General features: G+C 65.6%; 17 protein-coding genes. 7 read left to right on the forward strand and 10 right to left on the reverse strand.

Annotated features, from left to right (window positions below; all coding sequences use genetic code 11):
• Positions 1-14: 14 nt before the first annotated feature.
• From ACUCV3_RS18230 to ACUCV3_RS18255, 6 genes are all read right to left on the reverse strand, one after another.
• Positions 15-2,552 (reverse strand): PepSY domain-containing protein, encoded by a 2,538-nt coding sequence (locus tag ACUCV3_RS18230; RefSeq protein WP_482240955.1) that lies wholly within the window; start codon positions 2,550-2,552, stop codon positions 15-17.
• Positions 2,553-2,654: 102 nt separating this feature from the next.
• Positions 2,655-2,924: a SemiSWEET family transporter gene (locus tag ACUCV3_RS18235; protein WP_004210495.1), complete on the reverse strand. Its 270-nt coding sequence runs from the start codon at positions 2,922-2,924 to the stop codon at positions 2,655-2,657.
• Between the two features lie 142 nt (positions 2,925-3,066).
• Entirely contained in the window at positions 3,067-5,679 is a 2,613-nt protein-coding gene (metH, locus tag ACUCV3_RS18240) for a methionine synthase (RefSeq protein ID WP_279731714.1), read from the reverse strand.
• A gap of 116 nt (positions 5,680-5,795) precedes the next feature.
• Positions 5,796-6,842: a homocysteine S-methyltransferase family protein gene (locus ACUCV3_RS18245; RefSeq protein WP_069336676.1), complete on the reverse strand. Its 1,047-nt coding sequence runs from the start codon at positions 6,840-6,842 to the stop codon at positions 5,796-5,798.
• A gap of 98 nt (positions 6,843-6,940) precedes the next feature.
• Positions 6,941-7,861 carry a methylenetetrahydrofolate reductase gene (gene metF, locus ACUCV3_RS18250; protein WP_136186500.1) on the reverse strand — a complete coding sequence of 307 codons (921 nt, stop codon included), beginning with the start codon at positions 7,859-7,861 and terminating at the stop codon, positions 6,941-6,943.
• The gene (locus tag ACUCV3_RS18255) at positions 7,858-8,829 is read right to left on the reverse strand and encodes an ArsR/SmtB family transcription factor (protein ID WP_482240956.1); all 972 of its coding nucleotides are present in this window, start codon (positions 8,827-8,829) and stop codon (positions 7,858-7,860) included. Before ACUCV3_RS18255 ends, metF begins: the two co-directional genes overlap by 4 nt.
• Before the next feature lie 213 nt (positions 8,830-9,042).
• Here ACUCV3_RS18255 and ACUCV3_RS18260 point away from each other — a divergent pair, with 213 nt between their 5' ends.
• Positions 9,043-9,261 (forward strand): hypothetical protein, encoded by a 219-nt coding sequence (locus ACUCV3_RS18260; protein ID WP_004210488.1) that lies wholly within the window; start codon positions 9,043-9,045, stop codon positions 9,259-9,261.
• Positions 9,262-9,345: 84 nt separating this feature from the next.
• Positions 9,346-9,579 (forward strand): hypothetical protein, encoded by a 234-nt coding sequence (locus ACUCV3_RS18265; protein WP_279729599.1) that lies wholly within the window; start codon positions 9,346-9,348, stop codon positions 9,577-9,579.
• A gap of 58 nt (positions 9,580-9,637) precedes the next feature.
• Here the strand turns inward: ACUCV3_RS18265 and ACUCV3_RS18270 are convergent, their stop codons facing one another.
• Positions 9,638-10,063: a glycine zipper 2TM domain-containing protein gene (locus tag ACUCV3_RS18270; RefSeq protein WP_279729598.1), complete on the reverse strand. Its 426-nt coding sequence runs from the start codon at positions 10,061-10,063 to the stop codon at positions 9,638-9,640.
• A 183-nt stretch (positions 10,064-10,246) separates the two neighbouring features.
• Here ACUCV3_RS18270 and ACUCV3_RS18275 point away from each other — a divergent pair, with 183 nt between their 5' ends.
• Positions 10,247-11,230, forward strand: a complete 984-nt coding sequence (locus ACUCV3_RS18275; protein WP_279729597.1) for an esterase-like activity of phytase family protein — start codon at positions 10,247-10,249, stop codon at positions 11,228-11,230.
• 117 nt (positions 11,231-11,347) lie between these two features.
• On the opposite strand, the gene rpmB is transcribed toward ACUCV3_RS18275, so the two are convergent.
• Positions 11,348-11,641 (reverse strand): 50S ribosomal protein L28, encoded by a 294-nt coding sequence (rpmB, locus tag ACUCV3_RS18280; protein WP_004210484.1) that lies wholly within the window; start codon positions 11,639-11,641, stop codon positions 11,348-11,350.
• A gap of 153 nt (positions 11,642-11,794) precedes the next feature.
• Between rpmB and ACUCV3_RS18285 the strand changes: the two genes are divergently transcribed.
• Together ACUCV3_RS18285 and ACUCV3_RS18290 are read left to right on the forward strand one after the other, a co-directional pair.
• Positions 11,795-12,016, forward strand: coding sequence for a hypothetical protein (locus ACUCV3_RS18285; protein WP_004210483.1), 222 nt, complete (start codon positions 11,795-11,797; stop codon positions 12,014-12,016).
• 174 nt (positions 12,017-12,190) lie between these two features.
• Positions 12,191-12,649 (forward strand): nucleoside deaminase, encoded by a 459-nt coding sequence (locus ACUCV3_RS18290; RefSeq protein ID WP_482240957.1) that lies wholly within the window; start codon positions 12,191-12,193, stop codon positions 12,647-12,649.
• On the opposite strand, the gene ACUCV3_RS18295 is transcribed toward ACUCV3_RS18290, so the two are convergent.
• A complete protein-coding gene (locus ACUCV3_RS18295; protein WP_279729595.1) occupies positions 12,611-14,524 on the reverse strand; it encodes a hypothetical protein in 1,914 nt (637 codons plus the stop codon). The two genes, ACUCV3_RS18290 and ACUCV3_RS18295, sit on opposite strands and share 39 nt — an antisense overlap.
• Positions 14,525-14,568: 44 nt before the next feature.
• Between ACUCV3_RS18295 and ACUCV3_RS18300 the strand changes: the two genes are divergently transcribed.
• Complete coding sequence (locus ACUCV3_RS18300; protein ID WP_048938366.1) at positions 14,569-14,985, forward strand: GtrA family protein; 417 nt, start codon at positions 14,569-14,571, stop codon at positions 14,983-14,985.
• An 18-nt stretch (positions 14,986-15,003) separates the two neighbouring features.
• On the opposite strand, the gene ACUCV3_RS18305 is transcribed toward ACUCV3_RS18300, so the two are convergent.
• The gene (locus ACUCV3_RS18305) at positions 15,004-15,897 is read right to left on the reverse strand and encodes an AraC family transcriptional regulator (protein ID WP_048938367.1); all 894 of its coding nucleotides are present in this window, start codon (positions 15,895-15,897) and stop codon (positions 15,004-15,006) included.
• 189 nt (positions 15,898-16,086) lie between these two features.
• Here ACUCV3_RS18305 and ACUCV3_RS18310 point away from each other — a divergent pair, with 189 nt between their 5' ends.
• The gene (locus ACUCV3_RS18310; RefSeq protein ID WP_279729594.1) at positions 16,087-16,818 is read left to right on the forward strand and encodes an SDR family oxidoreductase; all 732 of its coding nucleotides are present in this window, start codon (positions 16,087-16,089) and stop codon (positions 16,816-16,818) included.
• Positions 16,819-16,896 lie beyond the last annotated feature (78 nt).

The following is a 16,896-nucleotide window of genomic DNA, read 5'->3' on the forward strand; positions in this document are numbered from 1 at the left end:
CTTCCAATCCGTCCTTAATAGACGTCGCGCTTGTAGCGGCCGGCCTCGGCCAGGTCATTGAGCATCGCCTCGCCCAGGATCGCGATCAGCGCCTCATGGACGCTCTGCGCCATGCCTTCCAGGCTGCCGCAGACCAGGATGGTCGCGCCCTGGCCGATCCGTTCGCGCAGTTCCGCGCCGGCGTCCGCCAGCAGATGCTGGACATAGCGGCCGCAATCCGCATCGCGCGAGAAGCTGCGATCCAGCCGTGCCAGCGTGCCGTCCGCCAGCCAGGTCGACAGTTCCGCATCGAAATAGCGCTCATGCGCCCGGCTGCGCTCGCCGAACAGCAGCCAGTGGCCGCCCATCCCGTCATGGGCGGCGGCGCGCAGATGGGCGCGCAGCCCGGCAATGCCGGTGCCATTGCCGATCAGGATCATCGCGCCGCGCGCCGCCGGATCGGTGCGGAAGCCCGGATTGGGCCGCACCCGCATCATCGTCGTCTCGCCCGGCGCCATATGCGCGGTCAGCCAGCCCGAACCGATGCCCAGCCGCCCGTCATCATCGCGCACCTGCCGCACCACCAGGTCCAGCACGCCATCGGCCATGATCGACGCCGCCGAATATTCGCGCGCCGGCAGCGGGCGCAGCGCCCGCGCTTCTGCCATGGTGAGCGGGGTTCCGGCTTCGGGCAGCATCGCGCGTGCCAGTTCCGCCCGCAACGCCGCCGGCACCGCGATCAGATCGCCCTCGGGCGCCTGGCTGGCCAGCAGCGCCTCGACCGCCTCGGGCGCGTTGCAGGGGTGGAGTTCGACGATATCGCCCGCCTGCCATTCAGGCACGTCCGTACCCACCGGCTCGAACTGCAGATGATAGGCGGTGAGCGCCGGGCTGTCGGGATTGAGCGCATGGCGCGCCACCAGTCGCCACGGCGTGAACGGGATCACCATCTGGCCCCGATCGCCCTCGCCCGCGCCCAGATCATGCAACGCATCATGCCAGGCCTGCTCCGCCGCTTCATCTTCATGCCCCATGGCGATCAGCGGGAAGAGCGGCTGCGCGCCCGCCCCAGCCATCCAGCCATCGACCGCGATGCCGAAGGCGCAGAAATCGGGATATTCCCGGTCGCCGATCGCCAGCACGCCATAATGGAGATGGCCAAGATCGATCGCCCCGCCGCGCAGCAGCCGGCTGGCAAAGCCGCGCGCCATGTCCGGCGGCTCACCCTCGCCATAGGTCGAAACGACGAACAGGATGCGCTGCGCCCCCGCCAGCATGTTACGGGTCAGCCGGCCGACCGGCACCACCTGTGCCCGCACCCCGCCATGGGCCAGCGCCTGCGCCGCATTGCGCGCACGAATCTCGGCCGTCCCGGTCTGGCTGGCATAGGCGATCAGCAGGTCGCCGCCGCCCATGTCGCCGCCCGCAACCGCCGCGACATCGCCGGCCAGCGCCCGCGCCGCCTGCTTGCGCTTGCGGCGCGAGAGATAGAGCAGGAAGCCGGTCACCGTGAACAGCGGCATGGTGAGGCTGGTCAGCATCATGATGATCCGGCCGGGCAGCCCGAAAAAGGCACCGCGGTGCAGTTCATAGACGCTCTGGGTGATGATCACGCCCAGCGGCCGGCGATCATAGAGGTCGCGCTTCTCCAGCGCATAGCTGGCCGGATCATAGCTATATTTGTCGGTCTGGCGCAGATGGCGCGCGCCTTCGGGCCGGGCGTCGAAGCTGATCGTCTTCATCGGCTGCGATGGCGCCGGCTGGGTGATGCGTACCCAGATATAGTCATTGCCGGTGGCGCGGCGGAAGGCGGTCCAGGCCGGATCGATCGACGGGCGCGGCGCGATCCCCTCGCGCTTTTCCGACCGCCGCCCTTCCTCGCCCGGTGCCTTGCCGGTCAGGCTGTATATCACCCCTTGCCGATACCAGTCATAGCTCCACCACAGGCCGGTGAGCGCGCTCAGCAGATAGAAGAGCAGCACCCAGGTGCCGATCACGACATGCAGCGCGCGCCACAGGTTGCGCCCGGTCTTGCGCAGGTCCAGCACCAGCCAGGCGCGCCAGTCCAGCGCCTGCCGCGGCCAGCGCAGATAGAGGCCGGACAAAGCGAAGAAGATCAGCGAAATCGCGCTGAAGGCAGTGATCTGCCGACCGATGCCATTGCCACCGCCCGGCAGCGCCAGCCAGCGATGCAGATCGTCCATCAGATGGAAAAAGCCTTCGCCCGCCGGCGCGCCGAGCCAGGCGCCGGTGGCCCGATCGACCTGCCCCTGCTTGCGGTCGCGCCCTTCGCTCGACGACAGGCGCACGCTGTGCGCCCGGTCACGCGCCATTTCCCAGTCCAGCCGCGCGATATAATAGCCCGGATTGTCGGCCTGCACCCTGGCGATCAACTGGTCGGGCGACAGGTCCGGCCTGGACGGCACGCCGGGCGCATAGAGGCGCGGCGACAGCGCCTCGCTGATCTCGTCCTCGAAGCTCATGGTCGCGCCGGTCACGCCCATCAGCGCCAGCACCAGGCCGGCGGTGATCCCCAGGAACCAGTGGATCTGGAACAATATGCGCTTGGTCACCGGGGCTCCGTGGGCTGTCATCCGAAAGCCCAGCCTATTACGCATCTGCAACATGAATGCAATTGCGACTTAGTTTCAAGCAGGCCGAGCGAAAGATCAGCCCTAAAGCGCGGTGTAGAGGCAGGTCGCACCCAGGATGATGCCGGGCACATTGGCGACGATGATCGGCCAGTCCTTGTCCTTGTGCAACCAGCCATAGGCCGCCCAAAGGCAGGTATTGAGCACGGTCGCCAGCGGCTGGATCACCGAGCCCTTGTCTCCGGCCAGGTTCATCCGGATCTGGTCCAGATAGGAACCATACATGAGGATGGCGGTGACGGTCGCGATCCAGCCGACCACCCGCAACGTCCGCTCGTCGAGATGCCGTGCCATCCTGCCCCCATGCCTGTCGTCCGCGGCACTTAGCCACCGACCGCCGCCCGCGCGCAAGACCGCAATTACCCGGAGGCACGCATGGCACCGCCGGGCATGGGGTAGCAGGCAACCTCCCCCCGATGGAGGGAGGCGCCGGGCGTCAGTCCAGGTTCGGGCGCAGATAGCGTTCGGCGGTTTCCAGGTCGATGCCGCGGCGCTGGGCATAATCTTCCAGCTGGTCGCGGCCGACGCGGGCGACGCCGAAATATTCCGCCTGCTGGTGGCCGAAATAGAAGCCGCTGACCGCCGCCGTCGGCAGCATGGCAAAGCTTTCGGTGAGGGTCGCGCCGGTCGCATGATGGGCGTCCAGCATCTCGAACAGGATGGGCTTCAAACTATGTTCCGGGCAGGCCGGATAGCCGGGCGCGGGGCGGATGCCGCGATATTCTTCCTTGATCAGCGCCTCGTTGGTCAGCTGCTCGCCCTCGGCATAGCCCCAGAGCGCGGTGCGGACATAATGGTGCAGCCGCTCGGCAAAGGCTTCGGCGAGACGGTCGGCCAAGGCCTTCAGCAGGATGTCCGAATAATCGTCGATCGCATTTTTGAAGCGCGCCAGATGCGGTTCGATGCCGTGGATCGACACGGCAAAGCCGCCCATCCAGTCGCCATCATGGCTGATGAAGTCGGCGAGGCACATGTTCGCCCGGCCTTCGCGCTTGGCGATCTGCTGGCGCAGCATCGGCAGGGTGTAGTGCTTCTCGTCCTCGACATGGACGATGATGTCGTCGCCCTGACGACGGCAGGGCCACAGGCCGGCGACACCGCGCGCGGTCAGCCATTTCTCGTCGATGATCTTCTGGAGCATCTTCTGCGCGTCGGCGAACAGGCTGCGGGCGCTTTCGCCGACAATCTCGTCCTCCAGGATGGCGGGATAATTGCCGGCCAGTTCCCAGGCGCGGAAGAAGGGGGTCCAGTCGATATAGTTGACCAGATCCTTCAGATCCCAGTCGGGGAAGCGGTGCGTACCGGGCAGAAGCGGACGGGGGGCCTTCAGGCTTTCGTCCATTTCGAACGCGTTGGCGCGCGCGTCCTCGAGCGACAGGAGCTGGCTCTGCCCCTTGTTCGCGCGGGCGACGCGGACATGCTCATAATCATCCTTGGTCTTCTGAACGAAATCGGCCTTCTGCGTTTCGGAGACGAGCGCGGTGGCGACGCCGACCGCGCGGCTGGCGTCGAGCACATGGACGACCGGGCCGGTGAAGGCCGGGTCGATGCGCAGCGCGGTGTGGACGCGCGAGGTGGTCGCGCCGCCGATGAGCAGCGGCATGGTCATGTTGGCGCGCTGCATTTCCGCCGCCACCGTCACCATCTCGTCCAGCGAGGGGGTGATGAGGCCGGACAGGCCGATCATGTCGGCATCATTCTCGTTCGCGGCCTTGATGATGTCCTGCCAGGGCACCATCACGCCCATGTCTATCACCTCGAAGCCGTTGCACTGGAGCACGACGCCGACGATATTCTTGCCGATATCATGGACGTCGCCCTTGACCGTCGCCATGATGATCTTGCCCTTGCCCTTGGCACCGGGTTCCTTCGCCGCCTCGATATAGGGCAGCAGATGGGCGACCGCCTTCTTCATGACACGGGCGGACTTCACCACCTGCGGCAGGAACATCTTGCCCGCGCCGAACAGGTCGCCGACGACGTTCATGCCGTCCATCAGCGGGCCTTCGATCACCTGGATCGGCTTTTCGGCGGCGAGGCGGCATTCCTCGGTGTCTTCCACCACATACATGTCGATGCCCTTGACCAGCGCATGTTCGAGGCGCTTGGCGACCGGCCAGCCCCGCCATTCCTGCGCCGCCTTTTCGGACGCCGCATCCTTGCCCTTGAAGCTTTCCGCGAGCGCGACGAGGCGGTCGCCGGCTTCGGGATCGCTGTTCAGCAGCACGTCCTCGCATGCCTGGCGCAGCGCCGGGTCGATCGCGTCATAGACGTCGAGCTGCCCGGCATTGACGATCGCCATGTCGAGGCCGGCGGGGATGGCATGATAGAGGAACACCGAGTGCATCGCCCGGCGCACCGGCTCGTTACCGCGGAAGGAGAAGGAGAAGTTCGACAGGCCGCCCGAGATATGGACATGGGGGCAGCGCTTCTTGATCTCGCGGCAGGCCTCGATGAAGTCGACGCCGTAATTATTATGCTCCTCGATCCCCGTCGCCACGGCGAAGATATTGGGATCGAAGATGATGTCCTCGGGCGGGAAGCCGATCGTCATCAGCAGCTTGTAGGCGCGCTCGCAAATCTCGACCTTGCGGGCTTGCGTGTCGGCCTGGCCGGTCTCGTCGAAGGCCATGACGACCACGGCGGCGCCATAGGCCATGCAGAGTTTCGCATGATGCAGGAAGGCCTCTTCGCCCTCCTTCATGCTGATCGAGTTGACCACCGGCTTGCCGGAGACGCATTTCAGACCCGCTTCGATGACTTCCCATTTGGAACTGTCGATCATCACCGGCACGCGGCTGATGTCCGGCTCCGACGTCATGAGCTTGAGGAAAGTGGTCATCGCCTCGACCGCGTCGAGCAGGCCTTCGTCCATGTTCACGTCGACGATCTGCGCGCCATTTTCGACCTGCTCGCGGGCGATATCGATCGCCGCGGCATAGTCGCCGGCCATGATCAGCTTCTTGAACTTGGCGGAGCCGGTGACGTTGGTGCGTTCACCGATATTGACGAAGGTGGCGCCAGAAAGATCGGGGGAGGTCGTGGTCATTTTTCTTACCTGCTCCCCTCCCGCAGGCGGGAAGGGCTGGGAGTGGGCAATTGAGGCAGTGCCTGGACAGGCCCACCCCCTAGCCCCCTCCCGCTTGCGGGAGGGGGAACATCTAATTAGGCCGCGATGTGCATCGGTTCGAGGCCCGCGAGGCGGGTCACGACCGTCAGTTCGGGCACCTGGCGCGGCTTGTGACCGTCCAGCGCCTTCGCCACTGCGCCGATATGGGCGGGCGTCGTGCCGCAGCAGCCGCCGACCATGTTGACGAGGCCCTCGTCCACCCACTGACGGATCAGCTTCGCGGTGGTTTCCGGCAGCTCGTCATATTGCCCCAGTTCATTGGGCAGGCCGGCATTGGGATAGGCCAGGATCAGCGTGTCGGCATTTTTCGACAGTTCGGCGAGATAAGGCCGCAGCAGGTCCGCCCCGAAGGCGCAGTTCACGCCGATGGTCAGCGGCTTCAGGTGGCGCAGCGAATACCAGAAGGCGTTGATCGTGTGGCCCGACAGGTTGCGGCCCGACATGTCGGTGATGGTGAAGCTGAGCATCACCGGCACCGAACGACCGGCCGCCGCTTCGGCTTCGCGCGCGGCCATGCCGGCGGCCTTGGCGTTGAGCGTATCGAAGCAGGTTTCGATCAGCAGGAAGTCGACGCCGCCGGCGATCAGCGCATCGCACTGTTCGCGATAATCGGCCTTGAGCGTGTCATAGTCGACCTCGCGATAGGCGGGATCGTTGACGTCGGGCGAGATGCTGAGCGTCTTGTTGGTCGGGCCGATCGAGCCGCAGACGAAGCGGGGCTTGCCGTCCTTCGCCGTCGCCTTCTCGCAGGCGGCCCGCGCGATCTTGGCGGCCGCGACATTGATGTCCCATACCAGATGTTCGCAGCCATAATCGGCCATCGCGATCTTGGTCGAGGAGAAGGTGTTGGTCTCGATCATGTCGGCGCCATTGTCGAGATAGGCGGTATGAATGCCCTCGACGATGTCAGGCCGGGTCAGGCAGAGCAGGTCATTATTGCCCTTCTGGTCCTTGGCCAGGTCCAGGTCGCCGCGATAATCCGCCTCGGTCAGCCCATGCTTCTGGATCGAGGTGCCATAGCCACCGTCGAAGATCAGGATCTTTTCCGCCGCCAGGGCGCGCAATTTCTGTTCAGCGTTCATCGTCATATCCCCTCGTCCCGTTCGGTTCGAGCTTGTCGAGAACCCTCGCGCTTACGGTTCTCGACAAGCTCGAACCGAACGGAGGGGATGGTTTCAAATCAGGCGTCCACCGCAACCTGAGGCCTCAACCCCAGCAGATGGCAGATCGCATAGCTTAGTTCCGCCCGGTTGAGCGTATAGAAATGAAAGTCGCGCACGCCGCCCATATAGAGGTTGCGGCACAGTTCCGCCGCCAGCGTGGCCGAAACGAGCTGGCGCGCAGCGGGATGCTGGTCCAGCCCGTCGAACAGGCGGCCCATCCAGGCGGGGACATCGGTGTTGCACATCGCCGACATGCGCTGGACCGCGGCGAAATTACTGACCGGCATGATGCCGGGAATGACGTCCGCGTCGATGCCGGCGGCGGCGACCGTGTCGCGGAAGCGGAAGAAGGTATCCGCCTCGAAGAAGAATTGGGTGATCGCACGGGTCGCGCCGGCGTCGATCTTGCGCTTCAAATTGTCGATGTCGCTCTGCGCGCTCAGCGCATCGGGATGGGTTTCGGGATAGGCGGCGACCGAAATCTCGAAATCATGGCGCTTGCGCAGCCCCTCGACCAGTTCGGCCGCGCCCTTGTAACCATCGGGGTGCGGCTGGAAGGCGGTGCCGGCCTCCGGCGGATCGCCGCGCAGCGCGACGATATGGCGCACGCCCGCTTCCCAATAGGCGTCGGCGACCTCGTCGATCTCGGCCTTGCTAGCGGCGACGCAGGTCAGGTGCGCGGCGGCGGCCAGCGGCGTTTCCTTCGCGATGCGGGCGACCGTATTATGGGTGCGCTCGCGGGTGGAACCGCCCGCGCCATAGGTCACCGACACGAATTTGGGCGCCAGCGGCGTCAGCGTCTCGATCGCCGACCAGAGCTGCTCCTCCATCTTCTCCGTCTTGGGCGGGAAGAATTCGAAGCTCACATTGAGGTCGCCGGCCAGATCCGCATAGAGCGGCCCTTCGGCATCATGGCGGGCGCGGTCAGTCTGGGTCATGCGGAAATCCGTTCTTCGATGGGCAGGGTGTCGGCGCCGCGCTGGCGCCCGAGCCATAATTGTACCGTCAGTTCCTGGCCGGGCAGCACGTCCACCCGCTCCAGTTCCAGGCCCGCCTGCGCGAACCAGCCTTCGATCTGCATGTCGGAAAAGCCCAGGCGCGCATGCTGGTCGCGGGTGCGCAGTTCCTCGCGTTCATGAGCGGCGAAATCGACGATCAGCACCCGGCCGCCGGGGCGCAGCACCTGCGCCGCCTGCTCGATCACCTGCTCGGGCGCCTGCGCATAATGCAGCACCTGATGTAGCAGCACCGTGTCGACGCTGGCGGGATCGATCGGCAGCGCGGCGAAATCGCCCAGCAGCAGCGCATATTTGTCGCCCGCATCCTCGGGCAGCTTGGCACGGGCGAGCCGCAACATATCGGGGCTGCGATCAAGCGCCGTCACCTGATCGGCGGCGGGGCCGAACAATTCGATCATCCGCCCGGTGCCGGTGCCGATGTCGAGCAGATGGCCGATCGCCTGCCCGTCCAGCATCGCGCGCATCGCCGCTTCCACATCGGCTTCGGCGACATGGAGCGAACGGATCGCGTCCCATTCCTCGGCATGTTCGGCGAAATAGGCTTCGGCGGCGCGCGCACGCTCGGCCCGCACGGCGGCAAGGCGCGCGAGATCCGCGCTCTGCCAGGCAGCTTCGGTGGCTGACGGCTGCAACCGGTCGAACAAGGTGATGAAGGGCTGGACCGACGCCTTCTGCCCCAGCCGCAGGAAGACCCAATTGCCCTCCTTGCGCCGTTCGACCAGGCCGGATTCCACGAGAATGCGGATATGGCGCGACACCCGCGGCTGGCTCTGGTCGACCACCTGCGCCACTTCGCCCACGGCCAGTTCCATCGCCCGCAACAGGTGGGCGATGCGCAGCCGCGTCGGGTCTCCAAGAGACCGGAAAATGTCGAGGGCGCCACTCATGAAGCAATCATATAAAGAAATCTTTATATGCGTCAATGGCCCTCCATTGCGGGCACTTCCGACAAAAACCGCGCCTTATCAGGCCCTCCCGCTCAGGAATGGGATTGCCTTGCTTCGCCCAAAGCATTACGAATCAGCGCGCAGGCGCAATGGGGGGTGAGCTTTTCTCCGAGAGTGGTCTGCATCTTTTTTTTCTCTGAGAGGGGTTTGCCCATGTCCAAGTCGATTGCTCTTTCGCTCGTTCTCGCCGCTTCGCTGGGTCTGGCTGCTTGCGGTGGCCACACCGCCGAAAACGCTGCCAACAACGCCGCCAACGCTGCTGAGAACGCTTCGAACGCTGCCGACAACGCCATGAACGCCGCGATGAACGCTGCCGACAACGCTGCGAACGCCGCTTCGAACGCGACCAACAACGTCGCCAACGCGATGTAATTTCCCTTTCGGGAAGAGTTTCTTGGAAAAGGGCCGCACCGGAAACGGGAGCGGCCCTTTTCTTATGCGCGAAAGGACCGGCGAGTGACCAAGCGATCTGCCCTGCTGCTCCTGCTGGCGCTGGGTGCCTGCAATTCCGGCCAGGATGATGGCGTCGGCGGCGTCAGCGCGGCCGAAGCCAGCGCGCTCAATGCCGCCGCGGCGCAGCTGGATGCGCGCGCCGGTGCCGCGTCGCCGCAGGAGGCCGGGCTCAACCCCGCTGCCATCGCGGCCGCCCGCGCCGACCGGCGACAGGCCGGGGGCAATGCCGCCCGATAGCAAGAAGGCCGCCCCCTTCACGGGGACGGCCCTTCAAAGTCACCAGATGGGGTGACGCTTAGCAGTTGCGGTCGATCGCGCGGCCAGCCAGCGCACCGACGCCCGCGCCGATGATGGCGCCCGTGGTGCCGTCGCCCCGGCCATAGCGGCTGCTGCCCCGACCCACCTCGTTACCGAGCAGGCCGCCGGCGATCGCGCCGATGATGGTGCCGCCCGTGCCATTGTCCCGGCAGCGATAACCGCCACGATAGCCACGATAATCATTGCGGTAATAATTGCCGCGATAACCGCCGCGATAGCCACGGTCGCCGCGATAATAGTCGCCCCGATAGCCGCGATAGCCGCGATCACCCCGGTAATAGTCGCCGCGTTCATAGCCGCGGCCCCAGCCATCGCGCGCCATGGCGGGCGTCGCCGTGACAGCGAGGGAGGCAGCGCCCATGGCGAGCGCAGCACCCAGATTGATCAGATACTTCATCTTCATGGCGTTGCTCCTCAGATTGCCATTTCCGCGGTGAACCGGACGGGCCGATCACCAGGATTGATGCCCTTATGACTGATTCGCGTTGAGTGGAGCCTGAATGGCGGTGACAGCCACCGTTCAGCTGGCAACGCTTCGCCACTCCCCTGCTGCGTCCCGCCGACATTTCCCCTATGGCAGAGCGCGATGCGTCGAATCCTGATCGTTCTCGCTCTTGCGATCCTGCTGCTGCCTGCCCCGCCGTCCACCAAGCCCGCCGCCGTGCGGCCGGGCACCTTGCTGGTGACGGCGCGCGCCGTGCCGCTCGACAGCAGCGATCCCGATCGCCGCCGGGTCGGCACGCTCACCTATCTGGGTGGCTGGCAGCTTGGCAGCGACAATCCGGGCTTTGGCAGCATATCCTCGCTGCTGGTCGACGGGCCGGGCCAGATATTGGCGCTGAGCGATGCCGGCGTGCTGATGGGCTTCCATGTCGGCCCCGGCCGCGCCAGCCGCCGCCCCTTCATCGCGCCGCTGCCGGTGCGAGCGCAGGACAGGGACCGGCCCTGGTGGTCCTGGGATTCGGAATCCATGACCCATGATCCGGCCAGCGACCGCTATTGGGTCGGGTTCGAGCTGCTCCAGGCGATCTGCCGCTACTCCCCCGGCTTCGCGCGGGTGGAGGCGTGCCGGACCTGGCCCGAAATCGTCGCCTGGCCCAAGACCGGATCGATCGAATCCTTCACCCGCCTGCCCGACGGCCGCTTCATCGCGATCGGCGAGATGGGCATGACCGCCGACGGCCATCATGACACATTGCTCTGGTCGGGCGATCCGGCCGAGCATGACACGGCCGACCCGATCCATCTCCATTATGTCGCGCCGCAGGGCTATCGTCCGACCGACATGGTCGCGCTGGACGATCACCATCTGCTGGTGCTGAACCGGCGCCTGACCCTGCAGGAACTGTTCACCGCGACGATCGCGATGATCGAGCTGCCTGAGAATCCCGCACCGAACACGGAACTGCGCGCCCGGACGCTGGCGCGGCTGGCGCCACCGCTGCTGGCCGACAATTTCGAAGGACTGGCGCTCAGCCGGGAACAGGGCCGGACGATCCTGTGGGTCGCCTCCGACGACAATCACGAATTCTTCCAGCGCACCTTGCTGCTGAAATTCCGATTGGATTGATCGGGGTCGGGGCGCGGACTGGTGCGGCGCATTCCCTGCCGCGCAGGGAATATCAAGAAACGCAAAAAAGCGGCCTGTTGCCAGGCCGCTTCTTATGCCGAAACGAATCGAAGCGAATCAGGCGGCTGCGGCTGCCTGCTTCTTGACGATGTCGCGCTTCAGGCGACGGGCCTTCAGCGACAGCTTGTCGTCGCTGGTCTTGACCAGCCAGTTGTCGAGGCCGCCATTATGCTCGACCGAGCGCAGACCATGGGTCGACACGCGCAGCTTGACGGTGGTTTCCAGCGTTTCGGAGATCAGCGACACGTTCTGCAGGTTCGGCAGGAACACGCGCTTGGTCTTGTTGTTGGCGTGGGAAACATTGTGACCCACCTGGCGACCCTTACCGGTCAGCTCGCAAATGCGCGACATAGTCAATCAACCTTTGAAATTCGGGTTCGTTCGGAAAGCGGCGCCGATAGCGGGATTCCCGCTCGCCGTCAACCTTCCGCTCGGTTCGTGGCACTATCGCAACCATTTCACCGGGCCCCGCGTTCATCCCCCCGTTCAACAGAGGAGAGTGCCATGCGTTTCATCGGCGGATTGCTGCTGATCGCGCTTATCGTCATCGGCGCCGGGATAGCAACCGGATTCATCGACCTGCAGAAGACTCAGGAGGGTCGTTTGCCCGAAGTCTCCGTAAAACAGGGCGCCCTGCCCAAATATGAGGCGAGCGTCGCCAAGGTCGAAGTGGGCAGCCGCAACGAAACGGTCGAGGTTCCGACCGTGGACGTGAAGAAGCCCTGAGTCGATTCGCGGACTTTTGATGCGCCGCCCGGCGCATGGACGGCACCAGCCCGCACCCCCACCCGGCCGCCCAACAGCCTATCCTGGAATGGGAGGCCGGGTGGGGGTTCAGCCGAGTCCGGCGCCTTCCGCTGAAGGCTGGTGCGGCTCTCCCTCTCCGACTAAGGCGAGGTCATGACCTCGCCCTTTCCCTTGCCCGAACCGATGCGCCGCGCCTTTGCGCTGGCCCGCGCGGCAGAGGCTGCGGGCGAAGTTCCGATCGGCGCCGTGGTGACGCGTGACGGCATCATCATCGGCGAGGGCGAGAATCGCAACCGTCGCGACAATGACCCCACCGCCCATGCCGAAATGGTCGCGATTCGCGCCGCCGCCACCCGGATCGGCGACTTCCGCCTGACCGGCTGCGACCTGTGGGTGACGCTGGAGCCGTGCCCGATGTGCGCGGGCGCGATTTCCCACGCGCGGGTCGCCCGGCTCTATTATGCGGTGTCCGACCCCAAGGGTGGCGCGGTCGAACAGGGACCGCGCCTCTTTTCCCAGCCGCAATGCCTGCACCGCCCGGAAATCTATGGCGGGCTGGCCGAGGCGGAAGGATCAGCGCTGCTGCGCGACTTTTTTGCCGCCCGGCGCTGAATAATCGATTCTGTACAGCGTGTAGGGCAGCGTCATCGCCGTCTTGAGCGTCACCGGCTGCAACCAGGCCGGAATCGTGCCGCGCATCAGGTCCGCATAGAAGCCGCGCGGGCTGCGCGACTGATAGATGGTCCCTTCGGGGAAATTCGGACAGACCAGCAAATAGGTCGCATGATGCTTCGCCGCGATCGGGCGGAAGGCGTCGGCCGGCCCGTCATAGGCATGATGCATGTCGAGGATCGTCGCGCCATTGCGATGATAGGGGCCGGCCACCGCGCTATGATGCGTCGTGGCGATGATGCGTGGTCCCAGATCGACCATGGTGAAGATGGTCGCCGACGGCAGCTGGTCCAGCACCTCTAGCGCCGGCAGGGTGCGACAGCGGCCATTGGCCTTCTTGATCGCGTCGGTGCGGGCGATGGCGGACGGGCGCCAGGGCTTGGGCTTGGTGCCGGTCGCCTGCTGCCACAGCGCGATCACCTGCGGATAGAGCGGATAGGCACAGGCAATGGCGCCGACCAGCAGTGCGCCGATCCCGGCCAGGATGCGCACCCGGCGCGATCCGGTGAAGATCGCCGTCACCAGCCGCCATCCGGCCCAGGCAGCGGGTGGGATCGCCAGCAATTGCGCCGCCGGCCCGGCGCGCAGCTGCCAGAAGAGCAAAGCGGTCGAGAAGAGCATCATCAGGCCGATCGTCGCGAACGCCCAGAGCCGGTCGCTATCGCGCCGCAGTTCCCACAGCGCCCAGAGTAGGCCGAGGAGGCCCACCGCCGGCAGCGCCATCAGCGGCACGACCAGGCTCTGCGCCTGCGCGGTGATGGGCTTTGCCTCGCGGATATTGGCGAGCCAGAGCTGCTGCAGCTCAGGCGAGATCTGATAGGGGGTCAGGCATTGCGGCCAGTTCAGGAAGAAGAACAGACCCACCGCCCCGCCGACGATCATGCCGGCGATCAGCCGCTGCCACCAGAGCCGCAGCGGCAGGCGGCCGAGCAGCACCATGCCCGCACCGGCCGCGCCGAACACCGCGACCCAGATGGGCGAGATGGCGTCGCACACCATGTGGCGATTGTCGTAGCTGGCGAAGAGGACGTAGCAGAGCGAGGTCGCCCCCGCGAGGCTGAGGCCATAGGGCAGCATCCGCCGCCCGGCGCCATCGCGGAACACCCAGCGCAGCGCCACCAGCGCGCCGCCGGCGGCGAGATAGACGATCATCTCCATGCCGATCGCCACCGACAGGGCGCTCGACACGCCGGCCACCACGCCGCCGCGCAACCAGTTGCGATCGATAAGCCCCGCCATCATCGTCAGCGCCAGTGCCAGCTGCCAGCCATGATGGTCGATCCGCATCGGCGCGAACATGCCCAGGCCCATCTGCGCGGCGAGCGGCGCCAGCACCGCGAACAGCCAGGCCCAGCGCGCACCGACCGCGTCGCCCGCCAGCCGGCGTGCGATCGACCCCAGGCTCAGCATCAGCAGGAACAGCGGCAGCAACGGCGCGATCGCGCAGGCAAGTCGGTCGGCCAGATCCTGTTCGACAAAGGCGCGGAAGAACAGCATCAGCCCGGCGAGCGGGATGTCGACCAGCCGCGACCAGTGGATATTGGCACCGCCCGGCGGATCGAGCCGATATTGGCGCAGATCATACCAGCCTTGCCCGGCAAGCCAGTCCTTGACCTGGACGAAGCGGATATTGTCGTCGGTGTCGCTGAGCGTCAGCCAGTGGATGGCGGGCCAGCGGTCGACCAGCATGCCGACCAGGATCGCGATCCAGATCAGGAAGGTCAGCCACTTCCAGTGGCGATCGGCATAGGCGGTGAGGATCGCGAACCAATGGGACGCGCGGGCGCGGAAAGCAGGCCAGCTTTGCAAATTCATGGCCGGTGGATTAGACGCTCCACACCAAAGCGCAACGGGGCTCCATGAAAATCATCGACCGACTGTCGCCGGCCCATCAGGCCCTGTTCTGGCAGATATTGCGCTATGGCATCAGCGGCCTGTTCATCACCGCCTGCCAGGCGGCGATCTACTGGACGCTGGCGGCGCCGGTGGGCCTCCATCCACAGGTCGCCAACGGCATCGGTTATCTCTGCGCGGTGGCCATCGGCTATGTGCTGCACAATGCCTTCACCTTTCGCGGCCATGGCAGCCAGTCGGGCCATGCCGCGCGCGGTTTCCGCTTCGTCGCGGTCTCGCTGATCAGCTATGCGCTCAACGCCCTGTGGGTCTATCTGTGCGTCACCCATATGCGCTGGCCCGAATGGTCGCCGATCCCGGCGATGATCTTCCTCACCCCCGCCGTGGTGTTCGGCCTCAACCGGCAATGGGTGTTCCGCTAAGGGAAATACCCCCCGATCTCAGATCGCCAGCGCCCGGTTCGGCATGGCGCGCAAGCGGCCGACGTCGCGCTGCGGTGGCGCGCCGAACAGGCGGCGATATTCGCGACTGAACTGGGACGGGCTGTCATAGCCGACCTGATAGCCAGCCTCGGCCGCGTCGATCCGCTGTGCCAGCATCATCTGCCGCGCCTGCTGGAGCCGCAGCTGCTTTTGATATTGCAGCGGCGTCATCGCCGTCGCCCGGCGAAAATGATCGTGGAAGCTCGACAGGCTCATGCCGGCAAGATCGGCCAGCACCGGGCCGCTGAACGGTTCGCGATAATGGGCCTTGAGCCAGCGGATCGCGCGCGCGATTTGGCCGGTGCGGCTGTCACCATTCGCAATCGCGCGCAGCAGCCCGCCGCTCGGCCCCATCATCAACCGCAGCAGCAATTCCCGTTCGACCAATGGCGCCAGCAGCGCGGCGCTGTCCGGCTGGCCGAGCAGGCCGGTGAGCCGGCTCGCCGCGTCCAGCAGTTCGGGCGTGATCGGATGGAGCGAGAGCGCCCGCCCCTCCTCCACCGCCGCAGCCGCCGGCAGGGCCAGCGCCATGTCGGACAGCATCGCCGGGTCGAGATAGAGGCAGAAGCAGAGATAGGGGCTGTCCGCATCCGCCTGCGTCACCGTGCCGGTGATCGGCAGGTCGAGCGTGGCGACCAGATAGCTGGCCGGGCCATAGGCTATGACCGCGTCGCCCATCATCACCTGCTTGGCGCCCTGCGCGATGATGCAGAGAGCCGGGCGCTGGAGCATATGCACCGGCTCGCCCGGCTGCGACCAGCGCACCAGCGTCAGCCGCGGGATCAGCGTGTCGACTATGCCGTCCGCGTCCATATGGCGGGCGATCTGCTCGCCCAGATGCTCATGGCTCATGCGCACCCCCTTCCAGGAATTTCAGGCAATCTGAATAGCCCATAAGCCCGCCAATAGCCACTTCCGATCATTAATTCGGAATATCGTACAATCATGGCGCAGAACCATTCTACCGCTCCACGGCCGGACGGGCGCATTCCTGCTCCATCGGATCGGATGTCGATCCGCCCCAAGGATGGAGCTTCAATCATGGCTATCGAGAACAAGGTCATCGCGATCACCGGCGCCAGCAGCGGCATTGGCGAGGGCACGGCGCGGCTGCTGGCGGCGCGCGGGGCGAAGCTGATGCTGGGTGCCCGCCGCACCGACCGGCTGGCCGCGCTTGCCGACGAACTCAATGCTGCCGGCGGCCAGGTCGCTTTCCGCGCGCTCGACGTCACCGACCGCGCCGATGTCGAAGCGTTCATTGCCGCAACCGAAGCCGAATTTGGCCGCATCGACGTGCTGGTCAGCAATGCCGGGCTGATGCCGCTGTCGCGCTTCGACAGCTTGAAGGTCGAGGAATGGGACCGGATGATCGACGTCAACATCCGCGGAGTGCTGCACGGCATCGCCGCCGCCCTGCCCCGCTTCAAGGCCCAGGGCAGCGGCCATTTCGTCAATATCGCGTCGATCGGCGGCTATCGCGTCTGGCCGACCTGCGGCGTCTATTCTGCGACCAAATATGCGGTGCGCGCCATTTCCGACGGGCTGCGGATGGAGCACGATGACATCCGCGTCACCATCGTGTCGCCCGGCGTAGTCGAATCCGAACTGGCCAGCACCATCACCGAAGCGGGCGCCGCCGCCGCAATGGAGGATTTCCGCGCCATCGCCCTGACGCCGGACGCGATCGCCCGCGCCATCGCCTATGCGGTGGAGCAGCCCGACGATGTCGATGTGAATGAATTGATCGTCCGTCCGGTGCGGACGATAGACTGAGGAAGAGACCATTTGAGAAATGGCTGTACCAGCCCGCTCCCCCGTCTAACCACCCGATCCAGTGTCATCCTGTCGGGT

It is taken from the genome of Sphingobium sp. VMM (assembly GCF_056790315.1).